Raw genomic sequence first — 14,655 nt, 5'->3', positions numbered from 1 at the left:
TGGCGAAGAGGAAGGGCGTCCCACCTTAGGGGGCGGGCGTCTCGGGAGCCGCGTCGGCGTCGGCCGGAAAACCGGCCTGCCAGGCATCGGCGTCGGGCGGTGCCGCATCATCGCGACGGCCCAGCGCCATGAAATCGAACAGGCTGGGGTCAGCCAGCTGCGAGGGGTGGACCTGGCCCATGGCCCGGGCGATCTGGTCGATGCGGCCGGGATGGTCCTGGTCCCATTGCTGAAGCATCCGTCCCACCTGGCGGCGCTGCAGGTTTTCCTGGCTGCCACACAGGTTGCACGGGATGATCGGGAACGCACGTGCCTGGGCGTACGCGACGATGTCGCGCTCGCGCACGTAGGCCAGGGGACGGATGACCACGTGGCGGCCGTCGTCGCTGCGCAGTTTCGGCGGCATGCCCGACAGCTTGGCGTGGTGGAACAGATTCATGAAGAAGGTCGCCACCATGTCGTCGCGGTGATGGCCGAGCGCGATCTTGGTGAAGCCGTGCTTTTCGGCATGGTTGTACAGCGCGCCACGGCGCAGGCGCGAGCACAGTGAACACATCGTGCGGCCTTCGGGGATGACCCGGCTGACCACCGAATAGGTGTCCTGTTCGATGATCTGGTACGCCACGCCAAGGCTGGCCAGGTACTGCGGCAGCACATGTCCGGGGAAGCCGGGCTGCTTCTGGTCCAGGTTCACCGCCACCAGCTCGAACGGCACCGGCGCCTTCTTCTGCAGCTGCAGCAGCACGTCCAGCAGGGTGTAGCTGTCCTTGCCACCGGACAGGCAGACCATCACCTTGTCGCCGGCCTCGATCATGCCGAAGTCGGCAATGGCCTGGCCGACCTGGCGGCGCAGCTGCTTGCCCAGCCGCTGCACTGCGCGCAGGCCCGGACGCGGTGCGACAGGCGCACGCGGCACGGGATCAGGCAGGGCAATGACGGCGCTCATGGCCGACCATTCTACCGGCTCGGGACCGGCGCCGGCCCAGGCCCTGGGACCGCCCTCTCCCAGTGGTCATCGGTGCTGTGTATGCTCGGAGGCTGTGGATACCTACAGCCCCGCCGAGATCGTCGAACGCCTCGTCGCCCTGCGCGCCGAACACCGCGTGCTGGATGAACAGATCACCCGCATGGCTGCCAATGGCGAGGACGAGCTGGAAGCGAAACGGCTGAAGCGGCGCAAGCTGCAGCTGAAGGACTGCATCGCCAAGCTGGAGAGCCTGCAGATTCCGGACGAGCCTGCGTAGCCGGGGCCCCATCCACGCATGGCGTGGATCTACCGCCGGGCATGGCCCGGCGTTACCTTGGGGTGGCCCATCCACGCATGGCGTGGATCTACTGCCGGGCATGGCCCGGCGTTACCTTGGGGTGGCCCGTCCACGCATGGCGTGGATCTAGTGCCGGGCCCGGCGTTACCTTGGGATGGCCTGTCCACGCATGGCGTGGATCTACCGGCAGGCCATTCGCCGGGCGGGGCCCGGCGCGGCCGTCATGCCTGCGGCGTCGGCTCTTCCGGGCGTGCCGCTTCCGGGCTGACGCGCTCGATGGTGTGGCGCAGCTCGCGACCGAGGATGAACTTTGCGTCCTTGGCCCAACTGTCCAGGCGGTCGTCGAACAGCAGCTTGCTGTTTTCGTCCGGCCACACCAGGCGCAGCTCGCGCAGCTTCTGGATGAAACCGCGGAACAGCGACTTGTCGAAGAACTCCGGCGCGGCCGGTGCGTACAGCAGGCTGAGGCGCTGCGCGGCCTGCTGGCACAGGCTTTCCAGCTCGGCAGCGCCGAGCGTGCCGGGGCCGTTCTTCACCAGTACCGAGATGGCGATGTAGTAGCGCTCGAAGGCCTGCTGCAGCGAATGGCCGATGGCCCGCAGGCGGAACACTTCGTCGGTCTGCCCGGTGTTGCGGGTCAGCATGCCGCCGTCATCGTCGTTGACCTGCTGCAGCAGGCCCTCGCGGATGAACACGTCGATGGTCTGTTCGATGCGCTGGGCGAACTCGTCCTCGCTCCACGGCAGGAACAGCTCGGCCTGCAGGAACGGGTACACGGTGCGACCCAGGCGGACCAGGCCGGTGCGGCTCATGCGGCGGTTGTTCTGGAAGCAGCAGGCCACCCACGACGAGGCGGTGAACAGGTGCACCACGTTGTTGCGGAAGTAGCTGAGCAGCACCGCGGTATCGCCACTGACGCTGAGCACGTCGCCCAGCGGGTGCTTGATGCGGGTGAGGACGTTGATTTCCTCGGCGTGGGCGATGATGCGCTCCGGCGAATGCGGGGTCACCGTCACCCGGCCCGAATACGGCATCTCTTCCAGCAGGGTCTTGCACAGCTCGATCTGCGCGATCAGGTCGGCTTCGCCCATCGCGTGCTTGGGCGTGGACAGCAGCGCCAGCGCCAGCAGGTTGATCGGGTTGACGTCGGCGGCGCCGTTGATGCGCACCTGGATGCGGTCGGCCAGGGTGTCCACGGTGGTCGACAGCCATGCCGGCTTTTCGTCTTCCGGCACCGCCTCGCCCTTCCACTCCGGCGCCTTCTCGGCCAGCACGTCGTTCAGCGCGATCGGTTCGCCGAAGTTCACCACCACCTGGCCGTAGTTCTGCTTGAGCACCTTGGGAATGCCCCACAGCAGCGACCAGATCGATTCCTTCTCCTTGGGCCGCCCGGACAGTTCGTCCAGGTAGCTGCCGCCTTCCATCAGCTTTTCATAGCCAATGTAGATGGGCTGGAACAGCACCGGCTTGCGCGGCTGGCGCAGGAATGCGCGCAGGGTCATCGAGATCATGCCGCCCTTGGGCTGCAGCAGGCGCCCGGTGCGCGAACGGCCACCTTCGACGAAATACTCGATGGAATAGCCACCGGCCACCAGCTGCGCGACGTATTCGCTGAGCACGGCCGAGTACAGCGCGTTGCCGCGGATCGAGCGGCGGATGAAGAACGCACCGCCCTTGCGCAGCAGGGTGCCGACCACCGGCAGGTTCAGGTTGATGCCGGCCACGATGTGCGGCGGCACGATGCCACGGTCGTACAGCAGGTAGGACAGCAGCAGGTAATCCATGTGGCTGCGGTGGCTGGGCACGTACACCACTTCGTGGCCCGGCGCGGCGGCCTTGAACTTGTCCAGGTGGTGCACCAGCACGCCGGCGTAGATGCGGTTCCACACGTGGCTGAGCATGAAGCTGGCCGAACGCACCACCGGGCTGGAATAGTCGGCGGCGATTTCCCAGGCGTAGGCGTGCGCCTTCTTCCAGGCATCGGCCGGCTTGGAGTTGTCGCGCTTGGCCTGGGCGGCGATCGCCTCGCGCACCGGTTCGGCGGCCAGCACCTGGTCCACCAGCAGGCGGCGGGTGGACAGGTCGGGGCCGATGACCGATTCACGGATGCGGCGGAAATGGGTACGCAGCACGCGCTGCAGCTTGCGCACGGTGCGCTCGGGCTCCAGGCCCTCGTCCACGGTGCTGCGCAGCGAGATCGGGGGGGCGAAGCGCACGATGGTGCTGCGGCCGTTCAGCAGCAGGCCCAGCAGGCGGCGGAAGCGGCCGACCAGCGCCCAGTTTTCCGAGAACAGCACGGCGAACCAGCCGCTCTGCTTGTCCGGCGCGCGGCCGACGAAGATCGACACCGGCACCAGGTGCACGTCCAGGTCGTCGCGCACACGGTGCGCCTGCAGGACCTTGGCCAGCGAATCGGAGTGGGTCTTGGCGCCGCGCTGCTCGGGGATGAGCGAGTTGCTGGAACTGCGCCGCGACAGGGCCAGGTAGGCGCGCTTGCGGCCGGTCGGGTCGCCGGCCAGCGGCACCAGCGGCGAGGGCAGGCCGGCCTGGCGGCAGGCCTTGTCCAGGATCAGCGCGTTGGACAGGCCGTAGTCTTCCAGCACGTAGACCACCGGGCGGCCATCGTTGTACTGGCCCGGGTCTTCCGGCTCGATCTTCAGGGCCAGCCACGGCTCGACCAGGCGGCCAAGCAGGCGCGCCCAAAGGGGGCGGCGGCCAGCGGGACGGGCGTGCGCGGGCGGCGGCACCGGGTTGGGGCCGGTGCCGGTCGAGGGAGACGCCGCGGCCGGATCGGCGGGCGTCTGCTGGGGTTCTTCGCCGGGGAACGGCAGCGGGTTCTGTTTCGACATCGGCGCCATTATGGCTTAGGCGGCGTGGTTGCCGCTTCCCCGCCGGCGGCGGGGGGCTGCGCAGGCGCCGGCGCGGCCGCCGCGCGGGCCGCATCGGCCTTGCGCAGCAGGGCATCGGTGTCGGCCAGAGTGCGGGTCAGGTACCAGTGGCCTTCACGCCGGCTCAGCGGCAGCTGCAGCTGCAGGGTGCGCCCGGCCAGCTCGTACTCCATGCGCACCAAGGCGTTGTCGCCTTCCACCGAAAGCAGTTCCCCGCGCAGGCTGCGCAGGGCGTCGTCCACGCCCAGCCCGTAGCTGGCCAGGACCGCCTTGACCGTGTGCAGGAACGGCGCCAGCTGCTGCAGGCTGCCTTCCATGCCGGCCGCACGCAGGCCGTCTTCATCGTCGAAGCCCACCTTGGCGGCGGCCTCGACCAGAGCGGCGATGCTGCTGCGGGCGCGGGCCCGATCGCTGATCGGCGCGCCCTGCGCCCAGCCGGCCAGGGTTTCCACCAGGGCGATATAGTGCGTCTGCTGGCTGGGGGTGTAGCCCTTCTGGTGGCGCAGGTACTGCACGCCGAAGTTGCCCATCGACTGGGCCGCCTGGCGCACCGCGCTGGCCTGGCCGGCCAGCTGGCGGTCGAAGCTGCGCTGCAGTTGGGTGGCGGCCTGCGGCTCGCGCAGGGCGGCCAGCATCGGCAGCATCTGGTCGCCCAGAGGCAGCTCGCCCAGCGGCCACTGGCTGTGGCCGTCGGTCCAGGCCTGCTGCAGGCGCTGGTACTGGCCCGGCGGCACCGACAGGCGCGCGTACCCGACCAGATCATCCTCGACCAGGCGCTGGGCCATGGCCTGCACCGCCGCCACCGGCTCGGCCGCCGGCTTGGCCGGGTCGCTGCCGGATTGGCGGCACGCGGCCATCGCCAGCAGCACCATGGCTGCCAGCCCCCATCCACGCGCAGACCTTCGTCGCACTGCCACGCTCATGCCATCGGACTCCCCGTACCGGTCCGCATCTTGCGGCCTGCACGGTGACAGCGGCAACCCTTGCCGCCCGTGAGGGGGTCAGATCCCTTCTGCCTGTAGCAGAAGGGATCTGACCCCGTGCACAAAAAAAGAGCCCGGATCACGGGGATCACAGGCTCTTCAAACCGGCACGGGGCCGGTGGACAGTTGTGGCACATCTCCGGCCCAGGGACCGGATGGCGGCGATCCTACGCCGCTGCCGAAGTTAAGGCAATACGTGATGTAACATCACTTAAATAATTGATTTTATTGAATCAATCACGCTGCCAGACCGCTTCAATGAAATCTACGGCATGTTTTTCGGCGATTCGGGCATAAACACCGGGATAGCCGGCCAGCGCACAGCCTTCGCCCCAGCTGACAATGCCGAACTGGGTCCAGCCTTCGCGCAGGCGCAGCAGCAGCGGCCCGCCGGAGTCGCCCTGGCAGCTGTCCACACCTTCACGGCCGGCGCAGATCACCTTGCCGCGGGACAGCTCGCCGCCGTACGCCTGCTTGCAGTCTGCGAAGGGCACGAACGGCACCTGCACGGACTGCAGCTGGGTGGGGAAGAACCGGTCCCCGCTGACATCGGTATCGCCCCAGCCGATCACGGTGAAGTCGCGCCCCGCCTTGAGATAGCTGGCGTCCGGCCGCAGGCGCAGGGCGACCGGCTGCGCCTCTGCCAGGGGCGCGTCGAGCTGGATCAGGGCCATATCATGTTCCAGCGAATTGCCGCTGTTGAAGGCCGGGTGCACGTGGATGGCCTTGACGTTGGAGGCCCGCGGCGAGGCGGCGGTGGACAGCGCGGTGAGATTGCCGATGATGGCCAGGCCGGCAGGCGAATTGCCCTGCACGCAGTGCGCGGCGGTCAGTACCCACGACGGTGAGATGAGCGTGCCGCCGCAGAAGTGGCGGTCATGATCGGAGTCGCCGAAGGCCAGCCCCTGCAGGCTGACCATGAACGGGTACTGCCCCGGCTGGGCGTCCTCGCCGCCGATGATGCGCGGCGTTTCGCGGGGTGGCGGTGCGGCGAAGGCGGGTGCTGCTAACGCCAGCAACAGGCCGGCAACAACTGCAGAGGTGCTGCGATACATATCCTTGTACTCCCTCTTGGATGATTGGAACCGGCGCAGCCGTGAGCGGCGCCGGTGCATCGATTGGGAGGGAGGGACATCCGGATCCAGTGCGACCGCGCGCACGGTTCTTCGCTCCGGGGTCGACTGCGACAGCGCGGGACCCACAAATGCGAACGCCATCCCGCACGGGGCGGGATGGCGTTCGGTATTGCGGTGTGACCGGCAGCGCCGGCAGGCTCAGCGTGCAGCCAGAGCCGACGCGATTTCCTGCTGGATGGCCCGCGCGGCCGCCTGCGGATCGGCGGCCAGGCGGATCGGACGGCCGACCACGATGGCATCGGCGCCATCGGCGAAGGCCTGGGCCACGCCGACGGTGCGCTTCTGGTCATCGCCGACCGGGCCACCCGGACGGATGCCCGGGCAGACGATCGAGAACCCGGCGCCGGTGGCGGCACGGATCGGGCCGGCTTCCTGGCCGGAGGCGATCACGCCATCGATGCCAGCGGCCTGGGCGGCCAGCGCGCGCTCGACCACCACGTCCACCGGCTCGCGGTCGATGCCCATCTGGGCCAGGTCCGGGCGCCCCATCGAGGTCAGCACGGTCACCGCCAGCAGGCGCATGTCGCTGCTGTTGGCGGCCGCGCAGGCCTCCATCATCGCCGGGTGCCAGCCATGGATGGTGGCGTAGCTGACCGGCCACTGCGACAGGCGCTTGATCACCGCCGCAGCGGTGGCCGGGATGTCGAAGAACTTCAGGTCGACAAACACGCGCTTGTCGCGGCGGGCCAGCTCGTCCAGCACCTGGAAATACTCGCCAGAGGCGAGCAGTTCCATGCCGATCTTGTAGAACGCCACGCTGTCGCCCAGGCGATCGACCCACTCCAACGCCTGCACGCGGTCAGGCACGTCCAGGGCGAAGATCAGCCGTTCGTCATCGCGCAGCGGCAGCGGTGCGCGGCTCACGGTGCGTAATCCAGCGCAGCGCGCTTGGCGTCATGGCGAACCTGGCGCGATTGGGTGTAGTCGTTGTTGAACTGGGCCGGCTCGAAACCGCCGTAGGTCGGGTTCGGCAGCATCCACCAGCGCTCGCCGAACCAGTCGTGGTACTGCTGCAGCAGCGCATCGCGGCCTTCATTGGTGTTGGCGGTCACTTCCACGAAGTCACCCATCTGGTCGCCGAACTGCATCAGCACGCGGTACTGCTGGCCGGCCAGGCGGCGGCGGCAGTTCTTCTCGCTGCCAGCCTGCTCGCAGCCTTCGACCACAGTGCCCAGGCCGAGGAACACGCTGTCGTCGGCCACCGGCAGGCCCTGCTCGCGCAGGTTGGCCAGGGTTGCGTCCTTCAGGTGCACGGCGCGGTTGGAGATGTACAGCAGGGTCACGCCCTTGGCGTTGGCCGCCTTGGCGAAATCAACCACGCCGGGGATGGCCTTGGCCTTCTTCTCGGCCACCCACTGGTCCCAGGTCAGCTCGTCGTATTCCTTGCCGTCGCGCACCAGGCGCGCCTGGTAGGGCGAGTTGTCCAGCACGGTCTCATCCACGTCCAGCACCACGGCCGGCTTCAGGCCCTTGGCCGCGTTACCGCGTTCTTCCGGCACCAGCGCGTCCCAGTGGGCTTCCTTCAGCGCGGCGTCCAGGTGGTCGGCGGCGGCGCGGTAGGTCTGTTCGGTGATCGCCTTGTACTCCTGCGCGCGCTGCATCCACAGCACGGCATTGAGGTTGTCGTTGGCGGTCGCATCACGCGCACCGTCGGCCTTGGCGGCAGCGGCCGGGGCCTCGGGGGCGGGAGCCTCGGCGGCAGGCGCGTCCACGCGCTTGCAGGCGGACAGGCCGATCGCCGCAGTGGCGAGCAGGGTCAGGGACAGGGAAACGGGACGACGCATCAGGATTCACCGGCAATCAGATATACCCCGTCATTTTACCGGCAAAGATGACCGTGGCACGGCTATGCTTCGGGGTTGACCCGTTGCCTTGCGGAGGCCGCCATGACCGATCCCGTCCAGACCCCGGACGTCCCCCTGCTCGATGCCGTCCAGGCCCGCCTGCTGGGCTGCCTGGTGGAAAAGGAGGCGACCACCCCGGACACCTACCCGCTGACGGTCAATGCCGCGCAGTCGGCGGCCAACCAGAAGACCGCCCGCGAGCCGGTGATGAACGTCGATGCCGGCAGCGTGCAGCACGCCCTGCGCCAGCTGGAGACGCTGGGCCTGGCGCGCCAGCACTTCTCCTCGCGTGCCGACCGCTACGAGCACCGCCTGCAGGGCGCGCTGGACCTGACCCGGCAGCAGACCGTGCTGCTGGCGATGCTGCTGCTGCGCGGGCCGCAGACCCTGGGCGAGCTGGTCACCCGCAGCGAGCGCCTGTACCGCTTCGCCGATGTGGACGAAGCCCGCCACGCCATCGAGCGCCTGCAGCAGCGCGCCCTGCTGGTGGTGCTGCCGCGTGCCAGCGGCCAGCGCGAGGACCGCTACATGCACCTGCTGTGCGGTGAGGTGGACGGTGCGGCGCTGGCCGCGAAGTACGCCAGCAGCGGCGGTGGCAGCAGCGAAGCGGCCGACCCCGGCCTGGCCGAGCGCGTGGCCCAGCTGGAAGCCGCGGTGGCCGAGCTGCAGGCCCAGCTGGCGGAACTGCACGGCTGAGGCTTCCGGTAGTGCCGGCCGCTGGCCGGCACGATGCCATGTGAACTCAGGTCGGCGTATCGACGTCGTCCCAGTCGGCCTGTTCAAAGCAGAACAACCAGTTCAGCGCGTAATGGCGCTCGTAGATCACGCCGCCCACCAGCGCACCCGGCAGCGGCGCACCCTGGCGCTGCGCCTCACGGGCTACCCAGTGCAGGCGGTAGTGCAGATCCAGCGCATCCAGCAGCTCGGCGGTATCGCGCAGGGTCGCGGGGACGCTGCCACTGTCAGCCGCCTGCAGCAGAGCGCCGACCACATCCGGCACCGCACAGGTCGCCTGCGGCCACGGCAGCACCTCGGACAGCCCCAGCACCCACAGCAGCACGGCCAGGCTCTCGTAGCGCCAGCCGAATGGCAGGGCAGCCTCGGCGTCGCCGTGCTCGATGAAAGCGGCCTCGGCGGGGCTCAGCGCCTCCGGCAGCGCCGGCAGACGCTCGGCCAGTTCGGCCAGGCTCAACGGTGGTTCACCGGACTGCAGGGCCTCGGCGCGCAGCGCGCAGGCCAGCAGCGCCTGAGCCCTGGCCCAGACCTGGGCAGGCTCGCGCAGCTGTGCCTCGGCCGCACCCAGCACAGGTGGCAATGACGGCGGGACACGCAGCTCGTGGGCCTGCAGCTGCTGTTGGCTGCGCGCACGGCGCTGCCCGGCATCGGCGGGATACGGCACTTGCGCCTGCGGATCGGGCGCTTCACCCAACAGCACCCTGCCGGCCGGATCGCGGACGCTGCCATCTTCCAGGAAGCACACCGCATTGGCCTGCAGCAGCCAGGGCTTCAGCGCCTCAAGATCAGCCTCGGCCAGCTCGAACAGATAGTGCTGGCGCACACGCTGCACGTGCCGCATCAGGTGATAGCGTGCGGCGGTCATCTGCCCGTCGCCATGGCCCAGCACGTAGTTGACGAAGCCGCCCAGGTGCGGGGCCAGTGCGGGGTCATCAAGACCACGGACGGAGGCACTCCCGGCCTGTGGTGGCGGTGCCAGCACCGGGCCGAGGGTGGAATACGCGTTGATCAGCATCGAAGCATCCGTGCAGGAAAACAGGCCTGCACCATACCCCACCGGCTCATGCTGGCGGTTGAACCGCCGCCGCCCCCGGCGTGGCGTACAACCGGCTCGCGCTGTCGACGTTCGGCAGCTGGATCACGCCGCGCTCGCGCATGCCCAGGCCCAGCAGGATCCGCCCGGAGGCCACGTTGTCCAGGTCGGTGATGCCGTACAGATCCTCGATGTCCAGCTGCGAGCGCGCATGCGTGAACACCGCCCGCGCCGCCTCGCTGGCATAGCCCTGCCCCGCGAATTCGGACAGCACCGCATAGCCGATGTCCGGCCCCGGCAGGCCATCGCGCCGCACCAGGCCGGCGTTGCCCAGCCACGCGCCATCGGCCAGGCGCTCGATCGCGTACATGCCGAAGCCGTTGAGCGCATAGCTGTGCAGCACCCGCAGCGCGATGTACTCGCGCGCCTGCTCCTCGCTGCGCACGTTGCGGTCACCGATGAAGCGCATGAAGCCGGGATCATTGAGCAGCGCCAGCATCGGCAGCGCATCCCGATCCGGCTCGATGCGGCGCAACCGCAGGCGTTCGCTTTCGATGGGATGCATGGGTGGGCTCCGGAAGGAATACCTCGATTTTGCAACGCCAGCGCCCGCCGTGCAGCACGCTCAGGCCAAGTGGGCCACTACGATGCTCAGCCTAGCCACATGCCCCGTCACGCGGGCCGAACAGGATCGGCCAGTAGCGCACGCACAGGCGATGGACGCATGCGGCGATAAGGCAGAACCCCATGCCCATCAGCGCCAACGGCAGCGGTGCGCCCCAGCGCAATCCCGGGTGCTGGATACGAGCCTTGGAAGGCATGCCGCCGGGATATAGCACCTGTACCTGTTCGCCGACCACGTACAGTGGTGCCCCGGTAGCAAAGGACGCGGTGAACTGAATCATCTGCCCCTGTGCGGTCTGGAACCTCACCACCGGGCGATGCAGGGTGATGTCACGTGCGGGCATCCCCTCCATTTCCGACCGGGCATCCTCTGCCTGGACGGCCACCACCGTTCCGGTTACGGAAACGGCCTTGCGCGCGAAACGCTGGACGTCCACGAACAGCCAGGCGGCGGCCAGAAGGATCAGCAGGCCCACGGCAAAGAAAAACAGCAAAAAACATCTGAGGAGGGTGGGCATGGTGCTGGCCGGGTTGATCGATCAGCGTGCAGGTGCCGGCGCTGATCGAATGAAGGAGGTATCGACATGGTAGTAGCGCGGATTGCCCGGCATGACATGGACATCCAGTTCACGCCCACTCACCTGTGCACGGGGATCGGCCCAGAGATACGCACTGTGGAAGACATGCCATCGAGTGGTTTCAGGATCGCGCCAGGCGCAGACGATGACGAACGGATGCCTTCCCCCCGAAAATACTCCGCGATCGCGCTTGATCGCCCGGACCTTGGCTTGCACCCGTGTCCCGTGGCGAAGGAGCTGCCTGCGCCGCCATGCCCTCGCCGCCTGCGGCAGGCGCAGAAGTCCTGCCGCCAGCAGGAATGGGCCGCTGTTCAATCCCAGTATGACGCTCAGGCCCCAGGGTGATGAGAGCGAACGCACCAGGGCCTTGTCCGGGCGGTCCGGCAGGTACAGCACATCTACATGATCGCCCGTCATGTAGGCACGATGGCGGGTACGACCTGCGATGAACCGCATCACTTGCCCGCTGCTGGTAGTGAAGTCCACCGAGTACACGAACTTCACCACTGAAGTGCGCGAACCACCGCGATCAACACGGATGGCACCCACATGAGTGATCCTGCCATCGGCAATGACCGCCCCATCGAGGAAGCGCCTGGCACCAACGTAGGCCAGAAGCGCTGAAACAAGCAGGACCAGGCCCAGCCCGAGGAAGGTATGAGTGAGAACAGCAGGGATGTCGTTGGACACTATGAAGGACACGGCGCGCACTTCGGGTGCGCTCACACTAGGCCTTGACCCGATGCAGGCTCAAGGCCAGAAGCGTCAATCGGACGGATTGGAATACCACTTTAGTGGCTTTTCGATCCTCAATCGAACAGCGCCTCGATCGCCGCCAACCCCGCCGTTGCGCGCTCCTTCTTCCGCGCCGCATCGGCCACCGGGTCCGCACCATCGCGCTGGATCTCCTCGGCCGGAATTTCCTCGAAGAACCGGCTCGGCTTCAGCCGTACATGTTCGCCGAACTTGCGCGTCAGCTTGCTGTAGCTCATCCACAGCTGGATCTTCGCGCGGGTGATGCCAACGTACAGCAGGCGCCGCTCTTCCTGCAGGTTGCCTTCGTCCAGGCTGACCTGGTGCGGCAGTACGCCGTCCTCGCAGCCGACGATGAACACGTACGGGAATTCCAGGCCCTTGGAGGCATGCATGGTCATCATCCGTACCTGGTTGCCGCCTTCGTCCTTGTCGCTGCGCGACAGCAGCGCCAGCTGGCCTGCCAGGTCGGCAGCGGTCGCGCCACGCGGGCCACCTTCGAACCACTGCGCCAGTTCTTCGATGTTGTTGGCACGGCGCTGGTAGCTGGCCTCTTCCTTGGCCTGCTGCCGCAGCTCGCTCAACAGCCCCGATTCCTTGGCCACCTTGCGGATCATGTCGCCGGAAGTGATCTGGCGGGTCTGCGCACGCAGGTCGCGCAGGATGTCGGTGAAGCGCGCCAGGCTGTTGGCCGCGCGCGGGGGCAGCTGCTGCAGCGCGCCGATGGCCTCGGCCGCCTGCGCCATCGGCATGTCCTTTTCCTGCGCCAGCTCGGCCAGCTTGGCCAGGGTACCGGCGCCGACATCACGCTTGGGCGACTGCACCGCACGCATGAAGGCGGTGTCGTCGTCGGGGTTCACCAGCAGCCGCAGCCAGGCCAGCGTGTCCTTCACTTCCTGGCGCTCCAGGAACATGGTGCCGCCGGTCAGGTGGTAGGGAATGCGCAGCAGCTGCATCGCCTTTTCCAGCGGCCGCGACTGGAAATTGCCGCGGAACAGGATGCAGAAATCACTCCACGGCACATTGCGCGACTGCGCCACGTACGCAATCTCGGCGGCGACTTTTTCCGCTTCATGTTCGCTGTTGCGGCATTCCCAAACGCGGATGCGCTCGCCATCGGCCTGGTCGCTCCACAGCTTCTTCAGGTGTTCGTGCGGGTTGTTGGCGATGAGCGCATTGGCCGCACGCAGCACGCGGTTGGAGCAGCGGTAGTTCTGCTCCAGCTTGATGATTTCCAGCGCGGGATAATCGCGCCCCATCTGCTGCAGGTTTTCCGGGTTGGCACCGCGCCAGGCATAGATCGACTGGTCGTCGTCACCCACGCAGGTGAAGTTGCCTTTCTCGCCGGCCAGCTGCTTGAGCAGCCGGTACTGCGCGTCGTTGGTGTCCTGGCATTCGTCCACCAGCAGGTAGCCGATGCGCTCGCGCCAGGCCACGGCGATATCCGGATTTTCTTCCAGCACCTGCACCGGCAGGCGGATCAGGTCGTCGAAGTCGACCGCGTTGAACGCAGTCAGGCGCAGCTGGTAGCGCTCATAGACGCTGGCCGCTTCCTTCTCGCGGTTGCTGCGCGCGGCGGCCATCGCCTGTTCGGGTGACAGGCCGGCGTTCTTCGCACGCGACACCAGGTTCTTCATGTCCTCGATGTCGTCGGGCTTGGCACCGGACATCAGGTCCTTGATCTGCGCAGCGGCATCATCGGCATCGAAGATGGAGAAGCCGCGCTTCAGCCCCACCGCCGCGTGCTCGATCTGCAGGAACTTCAGGCCCAGGGCGTGGAAGGTGCAGATGGTCACCTCGTCGGCGTCCTGCTCGCGCAGGCGCTTGGCCACGCGCTCGCGCATTTCCTTGGCCGACTTGTTGGTGAAGGTGATCGCGGCGATGCGACGTGCGGGGTAGCGCCCGCAGCCGATCAGGTGGGCGATCTTCTCGACGATCACGCGCGTCTTGCCGCTGCCCGCACCGGCCAGTACCAGCAGGGGGCCTTCGATGTGCAGGACGGCGGCGGCTTGGGGGGGATTGAGACCGTGCATTGGAGAGGGATTGTAGCGGGGCGGCGTGGCCGCCACAGCCGCAGGCCGGTGGGGATGCTGAACGGCTTCGGCGGGCCGGGGCAGCGGCGTACAATCGGCCGATGGCCAAGCTCTATTTCTACTATTCGGCGATGAACGCCGGCAAGACCACCACCCTGCTGCAGAGCGCGCACAACTACCGCGAGCGCGGCATGCGGGTGGCGATCCTGACCCCGCGCCTGGATGACCGCGCCGGTGCCGGCGTGGTTGCCTCGCGCATCGGCCTGCGTGCCGAGGGCATGGCCTTTGACCGCGACAGCGACCTGCAGCGCTGGGTGGCCCAGGACCTGGCGGAGCACGGCCCGATGGGCTGCGTTCTGGTGGACGAGGCGCAGTTCCTGACCCGCGCGCAGGTCTGGCAGCTGAGCGAAGTGGTCGACCAGCTGCGCATCCCGGTGCTGTGTTACGGGCTGCGCACCGATTTCCGCGGCGAGCTGTTCGAGGGCAGCCAGTACCTGCTGGCGTGGGCCGACGAGATGCAGGAGATCAAGACGATCTGCCACAGCGGCAAGAAGGCCACGATGACGGTGCGCGTGGACGAGCACGGGCACGCGGTGAAGGATGGCCCGCAGGTGGAGATCGGCGGCAACGAGCGCTACGTGTCGGTGAGCCGGGCGGAGTTCAAGAAGATCACCCGCGGTGAAGGCCGGATCGACCCGGCGCAGGCCCCCCTGCCTCTTTAAAGGGTCTTTCTGCAGGGCTTGCAGCCCTGCACCTGCTGCAAACCAGAGCCGAAGCCACAGC

14 protein-coding genes are annotated in these 14,655 nt (G+C 67.7%); 3 read left to right on the top strand and 11 right to left on the bottom strand.

Annotated features, from left to right (window positions below):
* Positions 1-25: 25 nt before the first annotated feature.
* Positions 26-946, bottom strand: a complete 921-nt coding sequence (gene ttcA / locus C1924_RS00420; RefSeq protein WP_108763579.1) for a tRNA 2-thiocytidine(32) synthetase TtcA — start codon at positions 944-946, stop codon at positions 26-28.
* A 94-nt stretch (positions 947-1,040) separates the two neighbouring features.
* Here ttcA and C1924_RS00415 point away from each other — a divergent pair, with 94 nt between their 5' ends.
* Positions 1,041-1,244 (top strand): YdcH family protein, encoded by a 204-nt coding sequence (locus C1924_RS00415; RefSeq protein ID WP_108763578.1) that lies wholly within the window; start codon positions 1,041-1,043, stop codon positions 1,242-1,244.
* A gap of 242 nt (positions 1,245-1,486) precedes the next feature.
* Here C1924_RS00415 and plsB read toward each other — a convergent pair whose 3' ends face one another.
* From plsB to C1924_RS00390, 5 genes are all read right to left on the bottom strand, one after another.
* On the bottom strand, positions 1,487-4,123 hold the full coding sequence (gene plsB, locus C1924_RS00410) for a glycerol-3-phosphate 1-O-acyltransferase PlsB (RefSeq protein ID WP_108763577.1): 2,637 nt from the start codon (positions 4,121-4,123) through the stop codon (positions 1,487-1,489).
* Positions 4,123-5,076, bottom strand: a complete 954-nt coding sequence (locus C1924_RS00405) for a hypothetical protein (protein ID WP_108763576.1) — start codon at positions 5,074-5,076, stop codon at positions 4,123-4,125. Before C1924_RS00405 ends, plsB begins: the two co-directional genes overlap by 1 nt.
* 293 nt (positions 5,077-5,369) lie before the next feature.
* Complete coding sequence (locus C1924_RS00400) at positions 5,370-6,191, bottom strand: serine protease (RefSeq protein ID WP_108763575.1); 822 nt, start codon at positions 6,189-6,191, stop codon at positions 5,370-5,372.
* A 219-nt stretch (positions 6,192-6,410) separates the two neighbouring features.
* Positions 6,411-7,136: an orotidine-5'-phosphate decarboxylase gene (gene pyrF / locus C1924_RS00395; protein ID WP_071228639.1), complete on the bottom strand. Its 726-nt coding sequence runs from the start codon at positions 7,134-7,136 to the stop codon at positions 6,411-6,413.
* Positions 7,133-8,056: a 5'-nucleotidase, lipoprotein e(P4) family gene (locus tag C1924_RS00390; RefSeq protein ID WP_108763574.1), complete on the bottom strand. Its 924-nt coding sequence runs from the start codon at positions 8,054-8,056 to the stop codon at positions 7,133-7,135. Before C1924_RS00390 ends, pyrF begins: the two co-directional genes overlap by 4 nt.
* Before the next feature lie 102 nt (positions 8,057-8,158).
* Here C1924_RS00390 and C1924_RS00385 point away from each other — a divergent pair, with 102 nt between their 5' ends.
* A complete protein-coding gene (locus C1924_RS00385) occupies positions 8,159-8,812 on the top strand; it encodes a DUF480 domain-containing protein (RefSeq protein WP_108763573.1) in 654 nt (217 codons plus the stop codon).
* Between the two features lie 46 nt (positions 8,813-8,858).
* Here C1924_RS00385 and C1924_RS00380 read toward each other — a convergent pair whose 3' ends face one another.
* The 5 genes from C1924_RS00380 to C1924_RS00360 form a co-directional block, all read right to left on the bottom strand.
* Positions 8,859-9,866, bottom strand: a complete 1,008-nt coding sequence (locus C1924_RS00380) for a DUF4272 domain-containing protein (RefSeq protein ID WP_108763572.1) — start codon at positions 9,864-9,866, stop codon at positions 8,859-8,861.
* A 46-nt stretch (positions 9,867-9,912) separates the two neighbouring features.
* Positions 9,913-10,449, bottom strand: coding sequence for a GNAT family N-acetyltransferase (locus tag C1924_RS00375; RefSeq protein WP_108763571.1), 537 nt, complete (start codon positions 10,447-10,449; stop codon positions 9,913-9,915).
* 91 nt (positions 10,450-10,540) lie between these two features.
* Positions 10,541-11,026, bottom strand: coding sequence for a DUF3592 domain-containing protein (locus C1924_RS00370; protein WP_108763570.1), 486 nt, complete (start codon positions 11,024-11,026; stop codon positions 10,541-10,543).
* A gap of 21 nt (positions 11,027-11,047) precedes the next feature.
* Positions 11,048-11,812, bottom strand: a complete 765-nt coding sequence (locus C1924_RS00365) for a DUF3592 domain-containing protein (protein WP_159094726.1) — start codon at positions 11,810-11,812, stop codon at positions 11,048-11,050.
* Positions 11,813-11,895: 83 nt separating this feature from the next.
* Positions 11,896-13,872: a UvrD-helicase domain-containing protein gene (locus C1924_RS00360; protein ID WP_108763568.1), complete on the bottom strand. Its 1,977-nt coding sequence runs from the start codon at positions 13,870-13,872 to the stop codon at positions 11,896-11,898.
* 101 nt (positions 13,873-13,973) lie between these two features.
* Between C1924_RS00360 and C1924_RS00355 the strand changes: the two genes are divergently transcribed.
* A complete protein-coding gene (locus tag C1924_RS00355; RefSeq protein WP_108763567.1) occupies positions 13,974-14,594 on the top strand; it encodes a thymidine kinase in 621 nt (206 codons plus the stop codon).
* Positions 14,595-14,655 lie beyond the last annotated feature (61 nt).

Origin of the sequence: Stenotrophomonas sp. ESTM1D_MKCIP4_1, from assembly GCF_003086895.1 — a bacterium.
In the GTDB taxonomy this organism is placed as follows: Bacteria; Pseudomonadota; Gammaproteobacteria; order Xanthomonadales; family Xanthomonadaceae; genus Stenotrophomonas.
This window is presented reverse-complemented; position numbering and strand designations above follow the sequence as displayed.